Raw genomic sequence first — 13,633 nt, 5'->3', positions numbered from 1 at the left:
TGAGCCGGTGCGGCAGTGAGCCACTGGGGTTTTGAGCCGGAGCCACTGGGGTTTTGAGCCGGTGGGGTTGTGAGTCGGTGGGGTTCGGGCGTGGCTGAGGGTGGTGGCTTGGGTGTGCCACCGCCCTCAGCCAGTACGGAGCTCGCCGGATGGACGTTACGCCGAGGCGTCTGTCAGGAGCTTGAGGTCCTCGTTGGTGAGGCGGAGGGTGCCTAGGGCCATGAGGGACGGGAGTTGGGCTACCGTGCGGGCGCTGGCGATGGGGGCTGTGACCGTGGGCTGGGCGGCGAGCCAGGCGAGGGCGACGGTGGCCTGGTCGGCCTCGTGGCGCTCGGCGACCTGGTCGAGGGCGGCCAGGACGCGGCGGCCGCGCTCGGTGGCCAGGTGCTCGGCGGCCTTGCCGGAGCGGGCGCTGTCCACGTTCGTGCCCGGGCGGTACTTGCCGGTCAGGAAGCCCGAGGCGAGGCCGTAGTACGGCATGGCGCCCAGGCCGTGCCGGGCGGCGACGTCGCGCAGCGGGCCCTCGTACGTGTCGCGCGAGACGAGGTTGTAGTGCGGCTGGACGGCGACGTACTTGGCCAGGCCTTCGCGGGTGGAGAAGTCGAGGGACTCCTGCAGGCGCTCCGGGGAGATGTTGGAGGCGCCGATCTCGCGGATCTTGCCGGCCTTCACCAGCTCGTCGAGAGCGGAGATGATCTCGGAGACCTCGACCGACTCGTCGTCGTAGTGGGTGTAGTAGAGGTCGATGTAGTCGGTACGGAGACGGGCCAGGGAATCGTCGACTGCCGCCTTGATGTTGGCGGCGGACAGGCCCTTGCGCTCGGGGAGGGCGCCGACCTTGGTCGCGATGACGAGGTCGGAACGGTTGCCGCGGGCGGTGTGCCAGTCGCCGATGATCTTCTCGGACTCGCCGCCCTTGTTGCCGGGCACGAAGAAGGAGTACGCGTCGGCCGTGTCGATGAAGTTGCCGCCGGCCGCGGTGAACGCGTCCAGGACGGCGAAGGAGGCCGACTCATCGGCGGTCCAGCCGAAGACGTTGCCGCCGAGGGACAGCGGCGAGACGGAGAGCGAGCCGAGCGGCTTGGCGGAGGGCACCGGGCCGGGAACGGAAGCAGGAGTGGAAGTGGCCATGTTTTCGTTCAGCGGGGCGAGTGGGGGAGTTATTCCGTTGCCCGCCGACCGGTATTCCGTTGACCGGCCGGTACTGCGTCGACCGCTCGGGAGGGCTAGCGCTCGCTCAAGGGGGACGGGGCCTCCTGGACGGTCCAGCCGTTGCCGTCGGGGTCCTTGAAGAGCATGAAGGCGTTCCAGGTCTCGCCGCGCCCCTCGGTCCAGCCGTCGGCACCGAGGTGCTGGACGGGACCGACATCGACACCCCGCTGGACCAGTTCGGCACGGGCCGCCTCGATGTCCACCACGCACAGCTGGAGGCCCTGGAGCGAGCCCGGCGCCATATCCGTCTGCCCTGGGGCCGGGGGCATGCCCTGGATGAGGGCGATCGAGCAGCGGGAGCCGGGCGGGGTGAGCTGGATGATCCGTACGCCCTCGGCGACCTGCGCGTCGGTGTCGACCTTGAAGCCGCACCGGTCCGCGTAGAACTCCTTCGCCCGGTCCAGGTCGGTGACGGGGACGGTGATGACTTCGAGGGTCCACTCCACGGGGTCCGTCCTTCGGTCGGCGCGCCGTCGTACCCCGGCGGGACTTCCCACGCCGGGCGGGTCCTCCCATTCTGCGCGGACGGCATGGATTTCGCTCCCCGTACGGATAACCAGGCGTACGGGTCTACGGCTCTACGGACCTATGGGCGTACGGACGTACCAAAACCGGCGGCCCCGATGTGTGGGGCATCGGGGCCGCCGGAGAGTGCGGGTCCGCGTACGGAGGGCCGGGGACGGTCCGTGGGCACGCGGAGACCCGGCCGTCGGCCACCGCCTCTCCCCTCCTGCTGTGTGCGCCCCGCGGGGCGGGGCGCACGAGGCGGCGGCGACGGCGGACAAGTGCCCGGAACGGGCGAACGGAAGCCCGCCGGGCGAAGAATGGACCGTTTTTCGAAGCCGTCGGCCGTCGGACAACGGTCGTCGGGCATCAGCCGTCGGACCGGACCGGACCAGATCAGGAACGGACCGGATCAGAAACGGATCAGAAGCGGATCAGGCCGGGCCGGACCGGGTCGGATCAGGTCAGACCTTCAGGCCGTGGTCGCGGAGCCACGCCAGCGGGTCGATCGGGGTATCGGCACCCGGCCGGACCTCCAGGTGGAGGTGCGGGCCCGTGACGTTGCCCGTGGCGCCGACCCGGCCGATGACGTCGCCGGCGTTCACCTTGCCGGAGGTCTTCACCATCGAGGAGAGGTGGCAGTACCAGAGCTCGGTGCCGTCGTCGAGGGTGACGACGATGCGGTAGCCGTACGAACCTGCCCAGCCGGCCTGCGTGATCGTGCCGCCGTGCACCGCCTTGGCCGGAGTACCGGTCGGCGCGGCGAAGTCGAGGCCGGTGTGGTCGGCGGCCCAGCGGTCGCCGCCCTGCCCGAAGGTGGCGGTGATGGTGAACGAGGAGACCGGAAGGGTGTAGCTCTTCGCCAGCTCGGCGAGCTTGGCGGCGCGGGCCGCTTCGGCCTTCTTGCGCTCCGCCTCCTCGGCCTTGGCCTTGGCTGCCGCGTCGGCCTTCTTCTTCGCGGCCTCGGCCTGCTGCCGGCGCTCGGCGGCCTCCGCCTCGGCCTGCTCGACGGCGGCCTTCTCGGCGGCCTCGCGGGCCTCCTGGTCGGCGGAGTTCTGTGCCTGCTCGGCCTGTTCCATGATGCGGGCGCGGAGGGCGTCGCCGCCCTGGGAGTGCTCGCCCCCGGCGGCGCCGGCCGCCTGCGTGAACGGGCCGCCCTGTGCGTTCGCGGTGTCGGCCGTGTCGGCGGAGTCGTGCGAGCCCAGCTTCTCGGACACGCGCTCGGCCATGCCGCCCAGGTCGGGCATGGATATGGAGACCTGGGGCTTGCCCTGCGCGGTGGCGATGCCGCCCGCGCCGACCGCCGCCATGACGCCGACGCCCAGGACCGTGCTGCTGCGGGCGAGACCGCCGCCGCGCTGCTTGGCCACGCGGTGCCGGCCGCGTACGGGGCGTACGGACTCCTCCGTGGGGTTCCATTCCTCCCACGCCCCGTCGTGCACGCCGTCACCTGCGCCGTACTGCGCGCCGGCGCGGGCGCCGTCATGCGCGCCGCCGTACGTGCCGAAGGCCACGGCACCCGTACCGGTCATCGGACCTGTACCGGTCATGGGGCCCGCCCCGGCCATCGGACCTGTAGCGGTCATCGGACCCGTACCGCTCGCGGCGGGGAAGGCGGCCGTATCCGAGACCGCGGGGAAGGTGGCCGTGTCGGAGACCGCCGGGAAGGCCGCGGTGTCGGCGAACGCCGGTTCCGTGTGGGCCCCGGGGGCCTCGTGACCGCCCGGATACGGGTGCGGATACGAGTACGGATGCGGAGACGAATCCTGGTGCGCGTACGGGTCGTGCACCGCGCCCTCGTGCGTCGCGAACGGCTCGTACGCGGTCCGGCGGGACGGTTCGGGGGCAGGCTTGTTGGACGCCACGGGGGCGCACTCCTTTCCTTCCTTCTCGCCTACCGGGTTAGCTGACGGGTTCGGAGCAGGAAGGTCTCCTACGGGCGGCTCCGGGGGAGTCGCCCGATTCACCCCAAGGTGGTGGTTCCCCGGTTCCCTTGGCAGGTGGTGCGGTAATGAAGTGCGCTGTTGGGATTCGGCGTCGGCGCGCGTTGCCGTCTCTTGCGACGGCTGTAACGACCGCGCTCCGTTATCGGACAGTAATGGACGGGACGGCTGGATTCCAAGCGTTCCCCGGAATCCGTATGACCGCTGACCAGGACTTATGCATGCAGTCACGGCTAAATTGGGGCGAGTTGGCCGCGGATCGGAAACCCGAAGCGGACTGATCGTTTGTCAGTTGTTATGCGGAGGGGTGCGTATCGGCTACGGACAGTGAGAGCAGTAGCGTCTGATCATGGTCGTCAACAGCGCGCAGGCAGTGGCGGATCGGTACGCGGACTTCGCGTGGCAGCAGGCGCGGGGCGAGTCCGACGCCCACGAGGAGTTGACCGCCCGCATCAGCCAGGACCCGGACTTCTGCGACTTCCTGGCCGTCTCGCTGCCGCACGGCAATCAGCAGCAGCCCAACCTCCTGCTCGCCGCCGTCCGTTACCTCGACGGCCCGCACGCCGAACAGGGCCCGCGCGGCGACTTCGCGTACCGGAGCTGGCGCGAGTGGACGATCCGGCACTGGGACGACGTACGCGACGTCATGATGCGGCGGCTCGCCCGGACCGACGAGCCCGCGCGCTGCGCCACGCTGCTCCCCGTCCTCGCCCGTCTCCCCCAGCCGCTCGCGCTCCTGGAGGTCGGCGCGGCGGCCGGGCTGTGCCTGCATCCGGACCGGTACCGCTACCGGTACGACGGCGGGCCGGAGTTCGGGGCCCCGGACAGCCCGGTGGTCCTGCCCTGCCGCACGTCCCCGGGCACGCCGGTACCGGCCGCGCCGCCGCGGATCGTCTGGCGGGCCGGCCTCGGCCTCGACCCGCTCGACCTGTCCGACCCGGACGACATCCGCTGGCTCCGCGCCCTGGCCTGGCCTGGCCCGGGGAACGACACGACCCTCGGGACGAGTGCCGGTACGGGCACGGGGGACGCCTGGTCCGGCAGTACGGGGAGCAGCGCCGGTACGGGGTCCGGCGGCGATGCGGGGAGCGGCAGTCGTGCAGGGAACAGCGGCCATACGGGGAACCGTGGCGCGTCCGTAGCCGACCGGGCCCGCCGGCAGCTCGCTGCCATTGAGGCAGTTCGGAACGCGCCTCCGACGCCCCTCGTGCGCGGCGACCTTCTGCACGAGCTGCCCGCGCTGGCCGCGCAGGCGCCGCCCGAGGCGACGCTGGTCGTCTTCCACACGGGGGCGCTGACCCACCTGCCCCTGGAGCGCCGCGAGGAGTTCGTCCGGGTCGTACGGTCGCTGTTCGTGGACCGGCCCGGGCACTGGGTCTCCCAGGAGCACCACAGCGTGCTGCCGTGGCTGCCCGGCCCGCGCCCCGCCGACGCGCGCCTCCTCACGCTCGCCGTCGACGGCCGGCCCGTCGCGCTCACGGAGCAGCACGGGCGGAGCGTGCAGTGGCTCGCGGAGCCGGAGCCGGTGTAACCGGTCCCCGGCCGGCGCTCACCCCTCCGGTCTGCGGAGGGCCCACCCTGACTGCTGAGGGCCCACCCTGACTGCTGAGGGCCCACCCTGACTGCTGAGGGCTCACCCCTCCGGTCGGCGGAGCGCCAGCAGGGCCATGTCGTCCTCGGTCTCGCCCCCTGTATGCCGCGCCACGTCGTCCACGAGGCCGTCCAGCAGCGCGTCGGGGCCGGGGAACACCCGGCCGGAAAGCCGTACGGCCGGCTCGTAGAACACGCCCCTGGAGTCCCGCGCCTCGGTCACCCCGTCGGTGAAGAGCAGGAGCATCGCGCCGGGCGGGAAGGGGGACTCGTCCGCGCGGTCCGGCCAGCCCGCGACCTCGCTCAGCCCGAGGGGCAGCGCCGGGGTCCGCGGCGCCAGCTCGCTCAGCGTGCCGTCCACGCACAGCAGCAGGGGCGCCGGGTGGCCGCGGTTCAGCACCCGCAGCACCCCGCGCTCCTCGGACGGAACCTCGGCGAGGACCGCCGTGGTGAACCCCTCGAACTGGTCCAGCCCCTCGCGTCTGCTGCCCTCGCGCTGCAGCGCCCGCTCCAGCCGCCCGGCCACCGCCTCCAGCGTGGCCTCCTGCTCCGCGGCCTCCCGGAAGGCCCCGATGACGATCACGGCGGCCTCCACGGCCTCCAGCCCCTTGCCCCGTACGTCGCCGACGATCAGCCGTACGCCGTGCGGGGTGTCCTGCACGGCGTACAGGTCGCCCCCGATGCGGGCGTCCGCCTGCGCCGCTTCGTAGCGCGCCGCCACGTCGAGCCCGCTGATGCGGTCCGGCGGCAGCGGCAGCACGGCGCGCTGGGCCGCCTCCGCCACGTCCCGCACGGAGGCCAGCCGGGCGTCGCTGATCCGTACGACGCGGTTGATGCCGAGCGCGAGGACGGCCACGACCAGGACGGTCACCGCCTCGGTGTACGACTCGTAGCCGCCCGTCCGGCCGTGGAAGGCGACCACGCCGATCTCCGCCAGGACGGAGAGGGCGGCGGTGAGCGCGGTGTACCGCAGCGAGTACAGCGGCGCCGCCACCAGGGGGGCCGCCGAGAAGAAGGGCGCGGCGGTGTACCGCGTCGGCGTCAGCAGGTCGAAGGCCAGGCCGCCGATCAGGAAGATGGCGGGCAGCCAGCACACCAGCCGGCGGCCGAACCTCGGCAGCCCGTCCCGACGGGCCTGCCGCTCCCGCTCTCCCGGCATGCCCGTTCCGCCTCGCCCCATCCGCACCGGCCTCTTTCCCGCGCCGCTTCCCGTGTGCCGCTTCGCGCTCCCGTCACCACCGCCGTCCCAGGGTGACCGCCCTGGAACGGTACGGCGACCCGGCGGGGGCCGGACGGGCGACCCCTCGGAGACGGCCGGGGTCCCGGCCGGGGCCCCGCCGGCCGGTACGGCCCGTCAGCTTCTGAGCGGCCGGTACGCTCCTCAGCTTCTGAGCCGTACCGCGACGGAGTACAGCCGGGTCGCCTGGGCGGAGCGGGCGTTGTCGTCCGCGACCATGTAGAGCACCCGGTGGCCCGCGTACCGCCCGGACAGCGCGGGGCCCAGCGCCATCCCCTCGACGTTCTGCAGGACCGGGTTGGGCTGCGGCTCCTCGGTGCTGATGCCGCCCCACGGGCAGCGGGAGAGGTCGAACAGCAGCTGCTTGGGCGCGATGAGGTCGTTGTCGTGCTTGGTGACGGAGGTGTGGCCGGTGACGTCGTCGGCCGTGGTGAGGTCGACCTCGTAGACACGTATGCCGTTGCCGAGGCCGCTGATGTAGCCGCGCTCCAGGGCGAGCAGATGCGTCTCGTCCACGGCGACCAGCTCGGACAGGAAGAGCCCCTCCTCGGTCTGGTACGCGTACTGGCTCTCGGGGGTGTACGCCTTGCCCGCGGCGCCCTCGTAGCGCTCGATACGGATCTGGTGGCGGCCGTGCACGTCGTCGTCGCCCAGCAGCGGGCCCTCCATGCCCGCGAAGAGGTGCTTGCCGTCCGGGGTGACCGCGAGCGACTCCAGGCTGCGGGTGTTGTCGGCGGCGCCCTTCGGCGGCGGCTTGAAGGCATCGGGCACCGGGAGGTCGGGGCCCTTCTGCTTGCCGTCGGCGAGGCTGAAACGGCGGATCGCGGGGCCCAGCTCGGAGCTGGCCAGCACCGTCCTGCCGCCCTTCTCGACCACCAGCCCCTCGCCGTCGAACTCCGGGAATTTCGAGCGGTCCGAGCGGTAGAGGCCCTGCACTCCGGTGACCTCGGGGCGCAGCTTCTCGGGGCTGCCGAGCGCGATGCTGAAGACCTGGGCGGGCTCCCCGTCCCGCAGCGCGAGGACCTGCGGCCCCGCCGTCCCGGAGGCACCGCTCTCTCCCTCGGCGTCCTTCTTCTCGGCGCCCTTCCCCTTGCCTTGCGCGCCGCCGGTCAGCGCCAGCGCCGACAGGCCGGCCACCTCGTCGCCCAGGTACTCGTTGTGCGGCTGCTCACTGAGGCGGTCGGAGACGTCCAGCAGGGTGGCCCTGCCCTCCTTGCCGCAGCTTCCCGGGATCGTCGGGGCGGCAGCGGCGGCGGGCCGCCGCTCCGGGCCCCACCGCAGCGTCCCGGCAGTCCCGGCCGCCGCCCCGACGAGGAGCAGGGCGAGCCCGGCGGCACCGAGGACGAGCGGGCCGGGGCCGCGGCGGGCCGGGGCGGCCGCCGCGACCGGGTCGGCCGGCTGTCTGTTCCGTACGAAGGGCAGGTCGCCCACGCCGCCGTTGTCCAGCCGCTGCGGGCGGGGCAGGCGCTTGGCCGCGAGGGTCTGCCGGAGGGTGCCGTGGATCTGGTTGAGGGTCAGGTGCGGCTCACCGGCGCGGGCCGGGTCGCCGCGCTCCAGGAGGCGGATCAGCTCACCGGTGAACGCGGTGTACGCGGCGTCGCCCTTCGCCTCCGCCTTGAGGTTCTCCGTGGTCGAGGTGAGGACGTACGAGCCCTCGATGGCGACCAGGTCCTCGCCGGGGACCGTGGTGCCGTCGGCGGCCATCACGCCGTTCGCCGCACGGCCGCTGTAACAGCAGTCCAGCACCACGATCCGGCGGCGCACCGAGCCCTTGGCGTCCTCCATGAGGTCGCGCAGTACGCGGTACCCCAGGGCGGTCTCGCGGCGGCCGCGCCGGGAGGCGGGGGTCGCCAGGTACAGGTCGTTGTCGCGGGCGTCCAGCAGGCCGTGGCCCGCGTAGTACACGAGCAGGGTGTCGGTGGCCTCGTCGACCGCACGGACGATCGGGTCCGTCATCCGGCCCTGCGAATCGGGGTTGGACACGACGTGCACCCGCTTGTGCGGCACGCCCCACACGTCCGGGTCGGTGAGCAGCTCACGCAGCTTGATGAGGTTGTGGCGGACGGCCGGAAGGTCCTCCAGATGCTCGTACGACCCGACGCCGATGAGCACGCAGGCGGACTTCGCGGGGTCCAGCGGCCGGCCTGCCGCCGGCGCGGCCGGAGCCGGCTGCTGCCCGGCCCCCGACTCCTCCGGCTCCCCCGAGGCCGGCGCGGTCATGCCGCGTCCTCCCGCCCCAGCCGGGCCAGCGCCCGCCGTACGGTCTCCTCGTCGCGCAGCTCGGCGCCCGTGAGCGTGACCTTGGTGCCGTCCCGCTCGAAGGTGACCGAGGAGCGCGGGCGGTGCGCCTCCCACCAGGCCGCGACCGCCAGCGCGAGGCTGCCCCAGCCGGCGCCGTGCTCGACCAGCAGCCGCATGACCTCGAAGGCGCCGCCCATCTCCCCCGGCGCCGGGTCCTCGCCCACGTCCCGCACGGTGACGCCGGCGGCCCGCAGCTCCGGCCCGCCGTCCCGCAGCCACCGGTGGAGCGAACGGAATTCCTGAGTGCTCTCTGTTCCGTGCAGTGTCAGCCGTACGTGCGTCATGCACTCCCCCTGGAAGCGGCAAGAGCCTCACCGGACACTCCTTCAACTCCCGGGGAGAGCAAGGGTGTTCCCGGCGGGCGAAAGACGCACGGCCGATCGGTGCGCACAGCGCGAACGCGCGCCGTGCGCACCCCTCACGCGCCCCCGGGCTCCTCGCCCCCGGGCTCCTGGAGTTCCCGCAGCTCCCGCAGCGCGCGCTCGCCCGGCTCGGCCAGCGCGAGGCGCCCGGCGGCGGCAGCGGCCCAGCCGGGGTCGACGGCGCGGGCCGCGACGATCATCAGCGCCAGCTGCACGCCGAGATCGAAGCCGAGCCGCTCGTGCTCCGCGAGCCGCCGGACACCGCGGTCCACCGCGTCCCGCAGCGCGGGCAGGCACGCGGACAGCAGGTCCCGGCGGAGCAGGGCGCTGATGCGCCGGTCGAACTGCACGCGGTCGGCGATGGCCAGCAGCGCCCGCGCGGCCCGCACGCGCGCCTCCGGCGTGGCACGCTCCTCGACCATGTCGGCGCTGTCCCCGACCGCCTCGGCCAGCAGCGCGAAGGTGTCGTCCTGGGTGTGCAGCCGGTCGTACGACGCGCCGTGCCAGTCCACCGCCGCCGGGTCCGACGCGGCCTCGGCGACGGCCGCGTAGCCGAGAGCGTCGCCCCACCTGGTCAGCGCGAGGCAGGCGAGGAAGCGCTCGTACGGCCCCTCGTCCGGGTCCCGCAGGATCGCGGCCAGGGCCTCGGTACGGTCCGCGTAGCCGCCGTCCAGGCCATCGCTGATGACGTCGTCCGGGTCGGCGCGGTCCCCGTCGAAGTCGGTGAAGAGAAGCCGCACGATCTTCTCGTCGGGCTCCCCGGAACGCGTGCTCTCGGCCATTCGGTGCTCTGCTCCCGTACTGCTCTCGGATCCTGCGGAGGTGCGCATGGCGGGCGTCGCCGCACGCCCCGTAGTGGAGTCACGCCCCCGTAATCGGGTCACGCCCCGTAGTGGAGTCACGCCCGCGTCGTGGGGTAGGGCCCCTTGACGTACTCCTTGGGCACGATTCCGCTGATCAGCCATTCTCCATCACGGCGTGTGTTGAGAAGGGCCATCACCCGCCGCTGCACCTTGCTGGCCTTGCTCTTGCTGAGGCCCTGCTCCTTCACGAACTGCGTCACCGCGTCGGTGTCGGACGGCTTCAGCGTCGTGGGGACGTCGATCTCCTTGCCGGCGACCTTGTTGATCTCCCCGGAGATGTCCCGCTGGATCCGCTCGGGGCGCCAGATCTCCACGCCCGGCACCCGGCCCGCGTCGATGTCCTGCTGAAGACGCCGGTAGTCGATGCTGACCTCCTGGGCGCCGTACACCTTGCCGGTGCCGTCCTTCGGCGCGAACGACGTGAACTGGCTCGCCTCCTTGGCGTCCTTGTTCGCGCCGCCCAGGACGTGTTCCAGCGGCGTGATGGTGCCGTCGGGCTTGGCCGGGACGATGCCGACGTCCGGGTCGAACCGGGACTTCCGCAGACCGAACGTGTTGTGCGTGGCCCCGAAGTCGTCGTCCTGCCGGATCACCTCCGGCTCGTCGCCCCCGGGCTGCTTGGGCGGGACCTCCCCCGGAGGCGTGCCGCCCTCCGCCCCGGACGCACCGTCCCCGGCGTCCGGATCCCCGTCGCTCCCACGGCCCGGCGCGTCACCCTCGTGATGCCCAGGCGCATCGCCTCCGTGCGGCGAGCCCGCATCGCCTCCGTGCGGCGAGCCCCCGCCGCCCTCGTGCGGCGACGCCCCCTCGCCCCCATGGCCCGGCGCATCGCCTCCGTGGGGCGAGCCCGCGCCGCCCTCGTGCGGCGGTGTTCCCTCGCCACCGTGTGCAGGCGCGTCGCCCTCGTGCGGCCCGGACTGGCCCGGAAGGGAGTCCCCCTGCCGCGTCGCGTCGCCGACGAGGCCGTCGGCCGGCGCCGGGGCCTCGCCACCGGCACGGCCGGGAACGCCATCGCCCGCATGACCGGGACCGGGTGCCCCACCACCCGCATGGCCGGGTGCCCCACCGCCCCCGCGGGCGCCCGCGCCGACCAGGGCCGGCTCCTGGGCGTGGGCCGTGGCACCCGGGGCGTCCGCCGTCGCCGTCGTGGCCGGGTGGACGTCCGGTACGCCCTCCCTGGGCGCGTGGCCGGCGCTGTCGACGACGTTGCCGTACGCGTCCAGCAGATGCCCGTTGCCGTCGAAGTACCGGACGGGTTCACCCGGAGCGGTGGGCAGCCGGGTGGCGTCCTCCGGGAGCCGCGCCGCGTCCGTCGCCAGATCCGGTACCTCGACCCTGCCGATGCCGCGCAGGTTCCGGACGGCGTCGCCGATCCGGGACAGTCCGGCCCCGACCGCCTTGCCCACGTACGTCATGGGGTCGATGAGCCGGCCGGCCCTGCCCGCCACGGAGAGGGCCCTGGCCACCGCGCCCGCCCTGCCCACGCCGGCCGCCGCGGCGCCCGCGCCGCCGGTGAAGACCGTGGTGAGGACGTTGAAGGTGACCGCGCCGGCCGCCCGGCCGGGGTTCTCGCCCCACTGGTCCCAGGCCACCAGCGCCTTGCCGGTCTCGACCATCGCCGTACGCGAGTCCCGGAACCAGGACGGCATCTGGTCGTCCGGCATCGACCAGAAGGCCACGTTCACGCCGGGCACGACGCTGATCGCCAGGCCGGTGATCAGCTGCCCCAGGCCCTTCCAGGCCCGCCCCGCGGCCTCCCAGCCGTTGAAGCCGAGCAGCGTGCCCAGGCCCTTGATCGTGCCCCAGATGCCGTCGACGATCAGGCCGTCCCAGAAGAAGGACTTCAGCCAGTACCCGATCTCCCACCAGTGGTGCTTCTCCTCCACCGGTTCGCCCCAGGGGAGTTCCTTGGACTTCTTCATGTCGTCGGCGGCGAAGCCGTACTGGTTCTCCTTGCCGGAGCCGTCCCCGGCCACCATCTGGGTGCCGCCCCACAATGCGGTGATCTTGTTGTGGCAGGTGCGCTCCGCGGCCCAGAACGCGGCGACGGTGGCGGTGATGTCGTCGAGGATCCGGTTGTGCTCGGCGATCAGGTCCCCGTCGTAGTCGCCGTCCTCGTCGTCCTTGTGGTCCCGGATGAAGTTCTGCGCCCGGGACTTCAGCTCGGCCAGCTTCGGTACCAGCGGGCGGATCTCGTCGGCGTACGCGGACAGCGCCGAGGCGACCGTCTCCAGGTCACCGGCGAAGGCGTCCGCGCGGTCCTTGACCGGCTTGGTGGTGGCGAACAGCTGCTCCGCCTCCGGCGCCTTGTAGTACGCCGACAGGCCCTGGAAGTGGGAGTGCACGTCCGACCCGGTGCCGCGGAGGTGCCCGGCGTCCGACTTCAGCGCCGCGTGGTCCTTGTCCAGCTGCACCAGGTCGCCGGTGAACTGCGGGATCTGATCGGGCTTCAGCTCGATCTTCATACCGACCGCGCCCCTGTCGTGCCCGGCTCGCTCCGACTGTTCTGCGGCCGCGGGTCCCGCCCCGTCATCCGTGCACTCTCCGCATCCCGGCGCCGGGGGCCGTCGGTATCGGCGGCAGCCCGACGGCATGGTCGTTCGCATGGTCGTTCGCCGGACCATGATCGCAACCGGAGACCGGCCCTGCCAAACGCCGACCGGCAGCTGAAGCCGCAGGTGAACCGACATATGCACCGACGGGTGACACGGCAGGTGAACCGGCAGGTGCCGCGACCGGGCGCCGCGGCACCGGCAACAGAAGCGCCCCGACCGGGGAGCCCGGCCGGGGCGTGGGGTGCGGATCGGCGCCCACGAGGGGCGCCGGACGGTGGGCCATCAGGGGCTCGAACCCTGAACCAATGGATTAAAAGTCCACTGCTCTGCCAATTGAGCTAATGGCCCGCACCGAGCAGCATAGCCCGCGCTCGTCCCACACCTGGAAGGCATTGGGGCTCGGCGGGGTCGAAGTGGCCCGATGCGGGCCTGCTGCGGACGGTGTGAACGTGCCGATGGGCCCGTCCCGGGGAGGACGGGCCCACCGTTACGGCGATGGCGTACGGGCTGCTCAGCGCGGCTCCGACGGCTCAATCGCGTACGGACGACTCAGCGCTGTGCGCCGCGTCCGGTTCAGCCGTTGCGCTTCCAGCGCGGCTTGTCCGCACGGCGGTCGAAGGACCGGCCGCCGGCGTTTCCGCCGCGGTGGTCGTCCCGGCGGTTGTGCGGACGACGGTCGTCGCGGTCGCGGCCGAAGCGGTCGTCGCGGCGGTCGCGGTTGAACGGGCGGTCGCCGCCACGGTGGTCGCGGCGCTCGAAGGAGCGGCCACCGCGGTCGTCACGACGGTCGCGGTTGAAGCCACCACGGTCGCCGCCCCGGTCACCACGGTCGTTGCGGTCGTTCCGCTCGAAGGAACGGCCACCACGGTCGTCACGGCGGAAGCCGCCACGGTCGTTGCGGTCGTCCCGGCGGAAGCCACCGCGGTCGTCACGGCGGTCGCGGTTGAAGCCACCACGGTCGCCACCGCGGTCACCACGGTCGTTGCGGTCGTTCCGCTCGAAGGAACGGCCACCACGGTCGTCACGGCGGAAGCCGCCACGGTCGTTGCGGTCGTCCCGGCGGGTA

Annotated in this window: 9 protein-coding genes, 1 tRNA gene, 1 pseudogene and 1 riboswitch; of the genes and pseudogenes, 1 reads left to right on the top strand and 10 read right to left on the bottom strand. The window is 73.0% G+C overall.

Translation table 11 applies throughout. From position 1 onward, the window contains the following. Positions 1-156 precede the first annotated feature (156 nt). The 3 genes from ABZ840_RS05855 to ABZ840_RS05845 all read right to left on the bottom strand — a co-directional run bounded on the left by ABZ840_RS05855 (position 157) and on the right by ABZ840_RS05845 (position 3,302). Positions 157-1,131: an aldo/keto reductase gene (locus ABZ840_RS05855; RefSeq protein ID WP_361553829.1), complete on the bottom strand. Its 975-nt coding sequence runs from the start codon at positions 1,129-1,131 to the stop codon at positions 157-159. Between the two features lie 95 nt (positions 1,132-1,226). Beyond that, positions 1,227-1,658, bottom strand: a complete 432-nt coding sequence (locus ABZ840_RS05850) for a VOC family protein (RefSeq protein WP_361553826.1) — start codon at positions 1,656-1,658, stop codon at positions 1,227-1,229. A 522-nt stretch (positions 1,659-2,180) separates the two neighbouring features. Next, on the bottom strand, positions 2,181-3,302 hold the full coding sequence (locus ABZ840_RS05845) for a M23 family metallopeptidase (RefSeq protein ID WP_361553954.1): 1,122 nt from the start codon (positions 3,300-3,302) through the stop codon (positions 2,181-2,183). Positions 3,303-3,592: 290 nt separating this feature from the next. Next, a riboswitch (cyclic di-AMP (ydaO/yuaA leader) is annotated at positions 3,593-3,763 on the bottom strand. A 245-nt stretch (positions 3,764-4,008) separates the two neighbouring features. On the opposite strand from ABZ840_RS05845, the gene ABZ840_RS05840 reads away from it, so the two are divergent. After that, complete coding sequence (locus ABZ840_RS05840; RefSeq protein ID WP_361553823.1) at positions 4,009-5,190, top strand: DUF2332 domain-containing protein; 1,182 nt, start codon at positions 4,009-4,011, stop codon at positions 5,188-5,190. Positions 5,191-5,292: 102 nt separating this feature from the next. Here the strand turns inward: ABZ840_RS05840 and ABZ840_RS05835 are convergent, their stop codons facing one another. The 7 genes and pseudogenes from ABZ840_RS05835 to ABZ840_RS05805 form a co-directional block, all read right to left on the bottom strand. After that, complete coding sequence (locus ABZ840_RS05835) at positions 5,293-6,408, bottom strand: PP2C family protein-serine/threonine phosphatase (protein WP_361553820.1); 1,116 nt, start codon at positions 6,406-6,408, stop codon at positions 5,293-5,295. 222 nt (positions 6,409-6,630) lie between these two features. Then, the gene (locus ABZ840_RS05830; RefSeq protein WP_361553816.1) at positions 6,631-8,706 is read right to left on the bottom strand and encodes an esterase-like activity of phytase family protein; all 2,076 of its coding nucleotides are present in this window, start codon (positions 8,704-8,706) and stop codon (positions 6,631-6,633) included. Next, positions 8,703-9,071: a hypothetical protein gene (locus ABZ840_RS05825; protein ID WP_361553813.1), complete on the bottom strand. Its 369-nt coding sequence runs from the start codon at positions 9,069-9,071 to the stop codon at positions 8,703-8,705. The genes ABZ840_RS05830 and ABZ840_RS05825 overlap by 4 nt, the downstream gene beginning before the upstream one ends. A gap of 134 nt (positions 9,072-9,205) precedes the next feature. Further along, complete coding sequence (locus ABZ840_RS05820) at positions 9,206-9,931, bottom strand: hypothetical protein (protein ID WP_361553810.1); 726 nt, start codon at positions 9,929-9,931, stop codon at positions 9,206-9,208. A 116-nt stretch (positions 9,932-10,047) separates the two neighbouring features. Then, positions 10,048-12,477, bottom strand: a complete 2,430-nt coding sequence (locus ABZ840_RS05815) for a hypothetical protein (protein ID WP_361553807.1) — start codon at positions 12,475-12,477, stop codon at positions 10,048-10,050. Between the two features lie 365 nt (positions 12,478-12,842). Beyond that, positions 12,843-12,915 (bottom strand) — tRNA-Lys (locus ABZ840_RS05810). Between the two features lie 225 nt (positions 12,916-13,140). Further along, positions 13,141-13,633: pseudogene (locus tag ABZ840_RS05805) on the bottom strand (RNA helicase); the annotation flags it as partial.

The organism is Streptomyces sp. NPDC047117, assembly GCF_040643545.1.
GTDB lineage: Bacteria > Actinomycetota > Actinomycetes > Streptomycetales > Streptomycetaceae > Streptomyces.
This window is presented reverse-complemented; position numbering and strand designations above follow the sequence as displayed.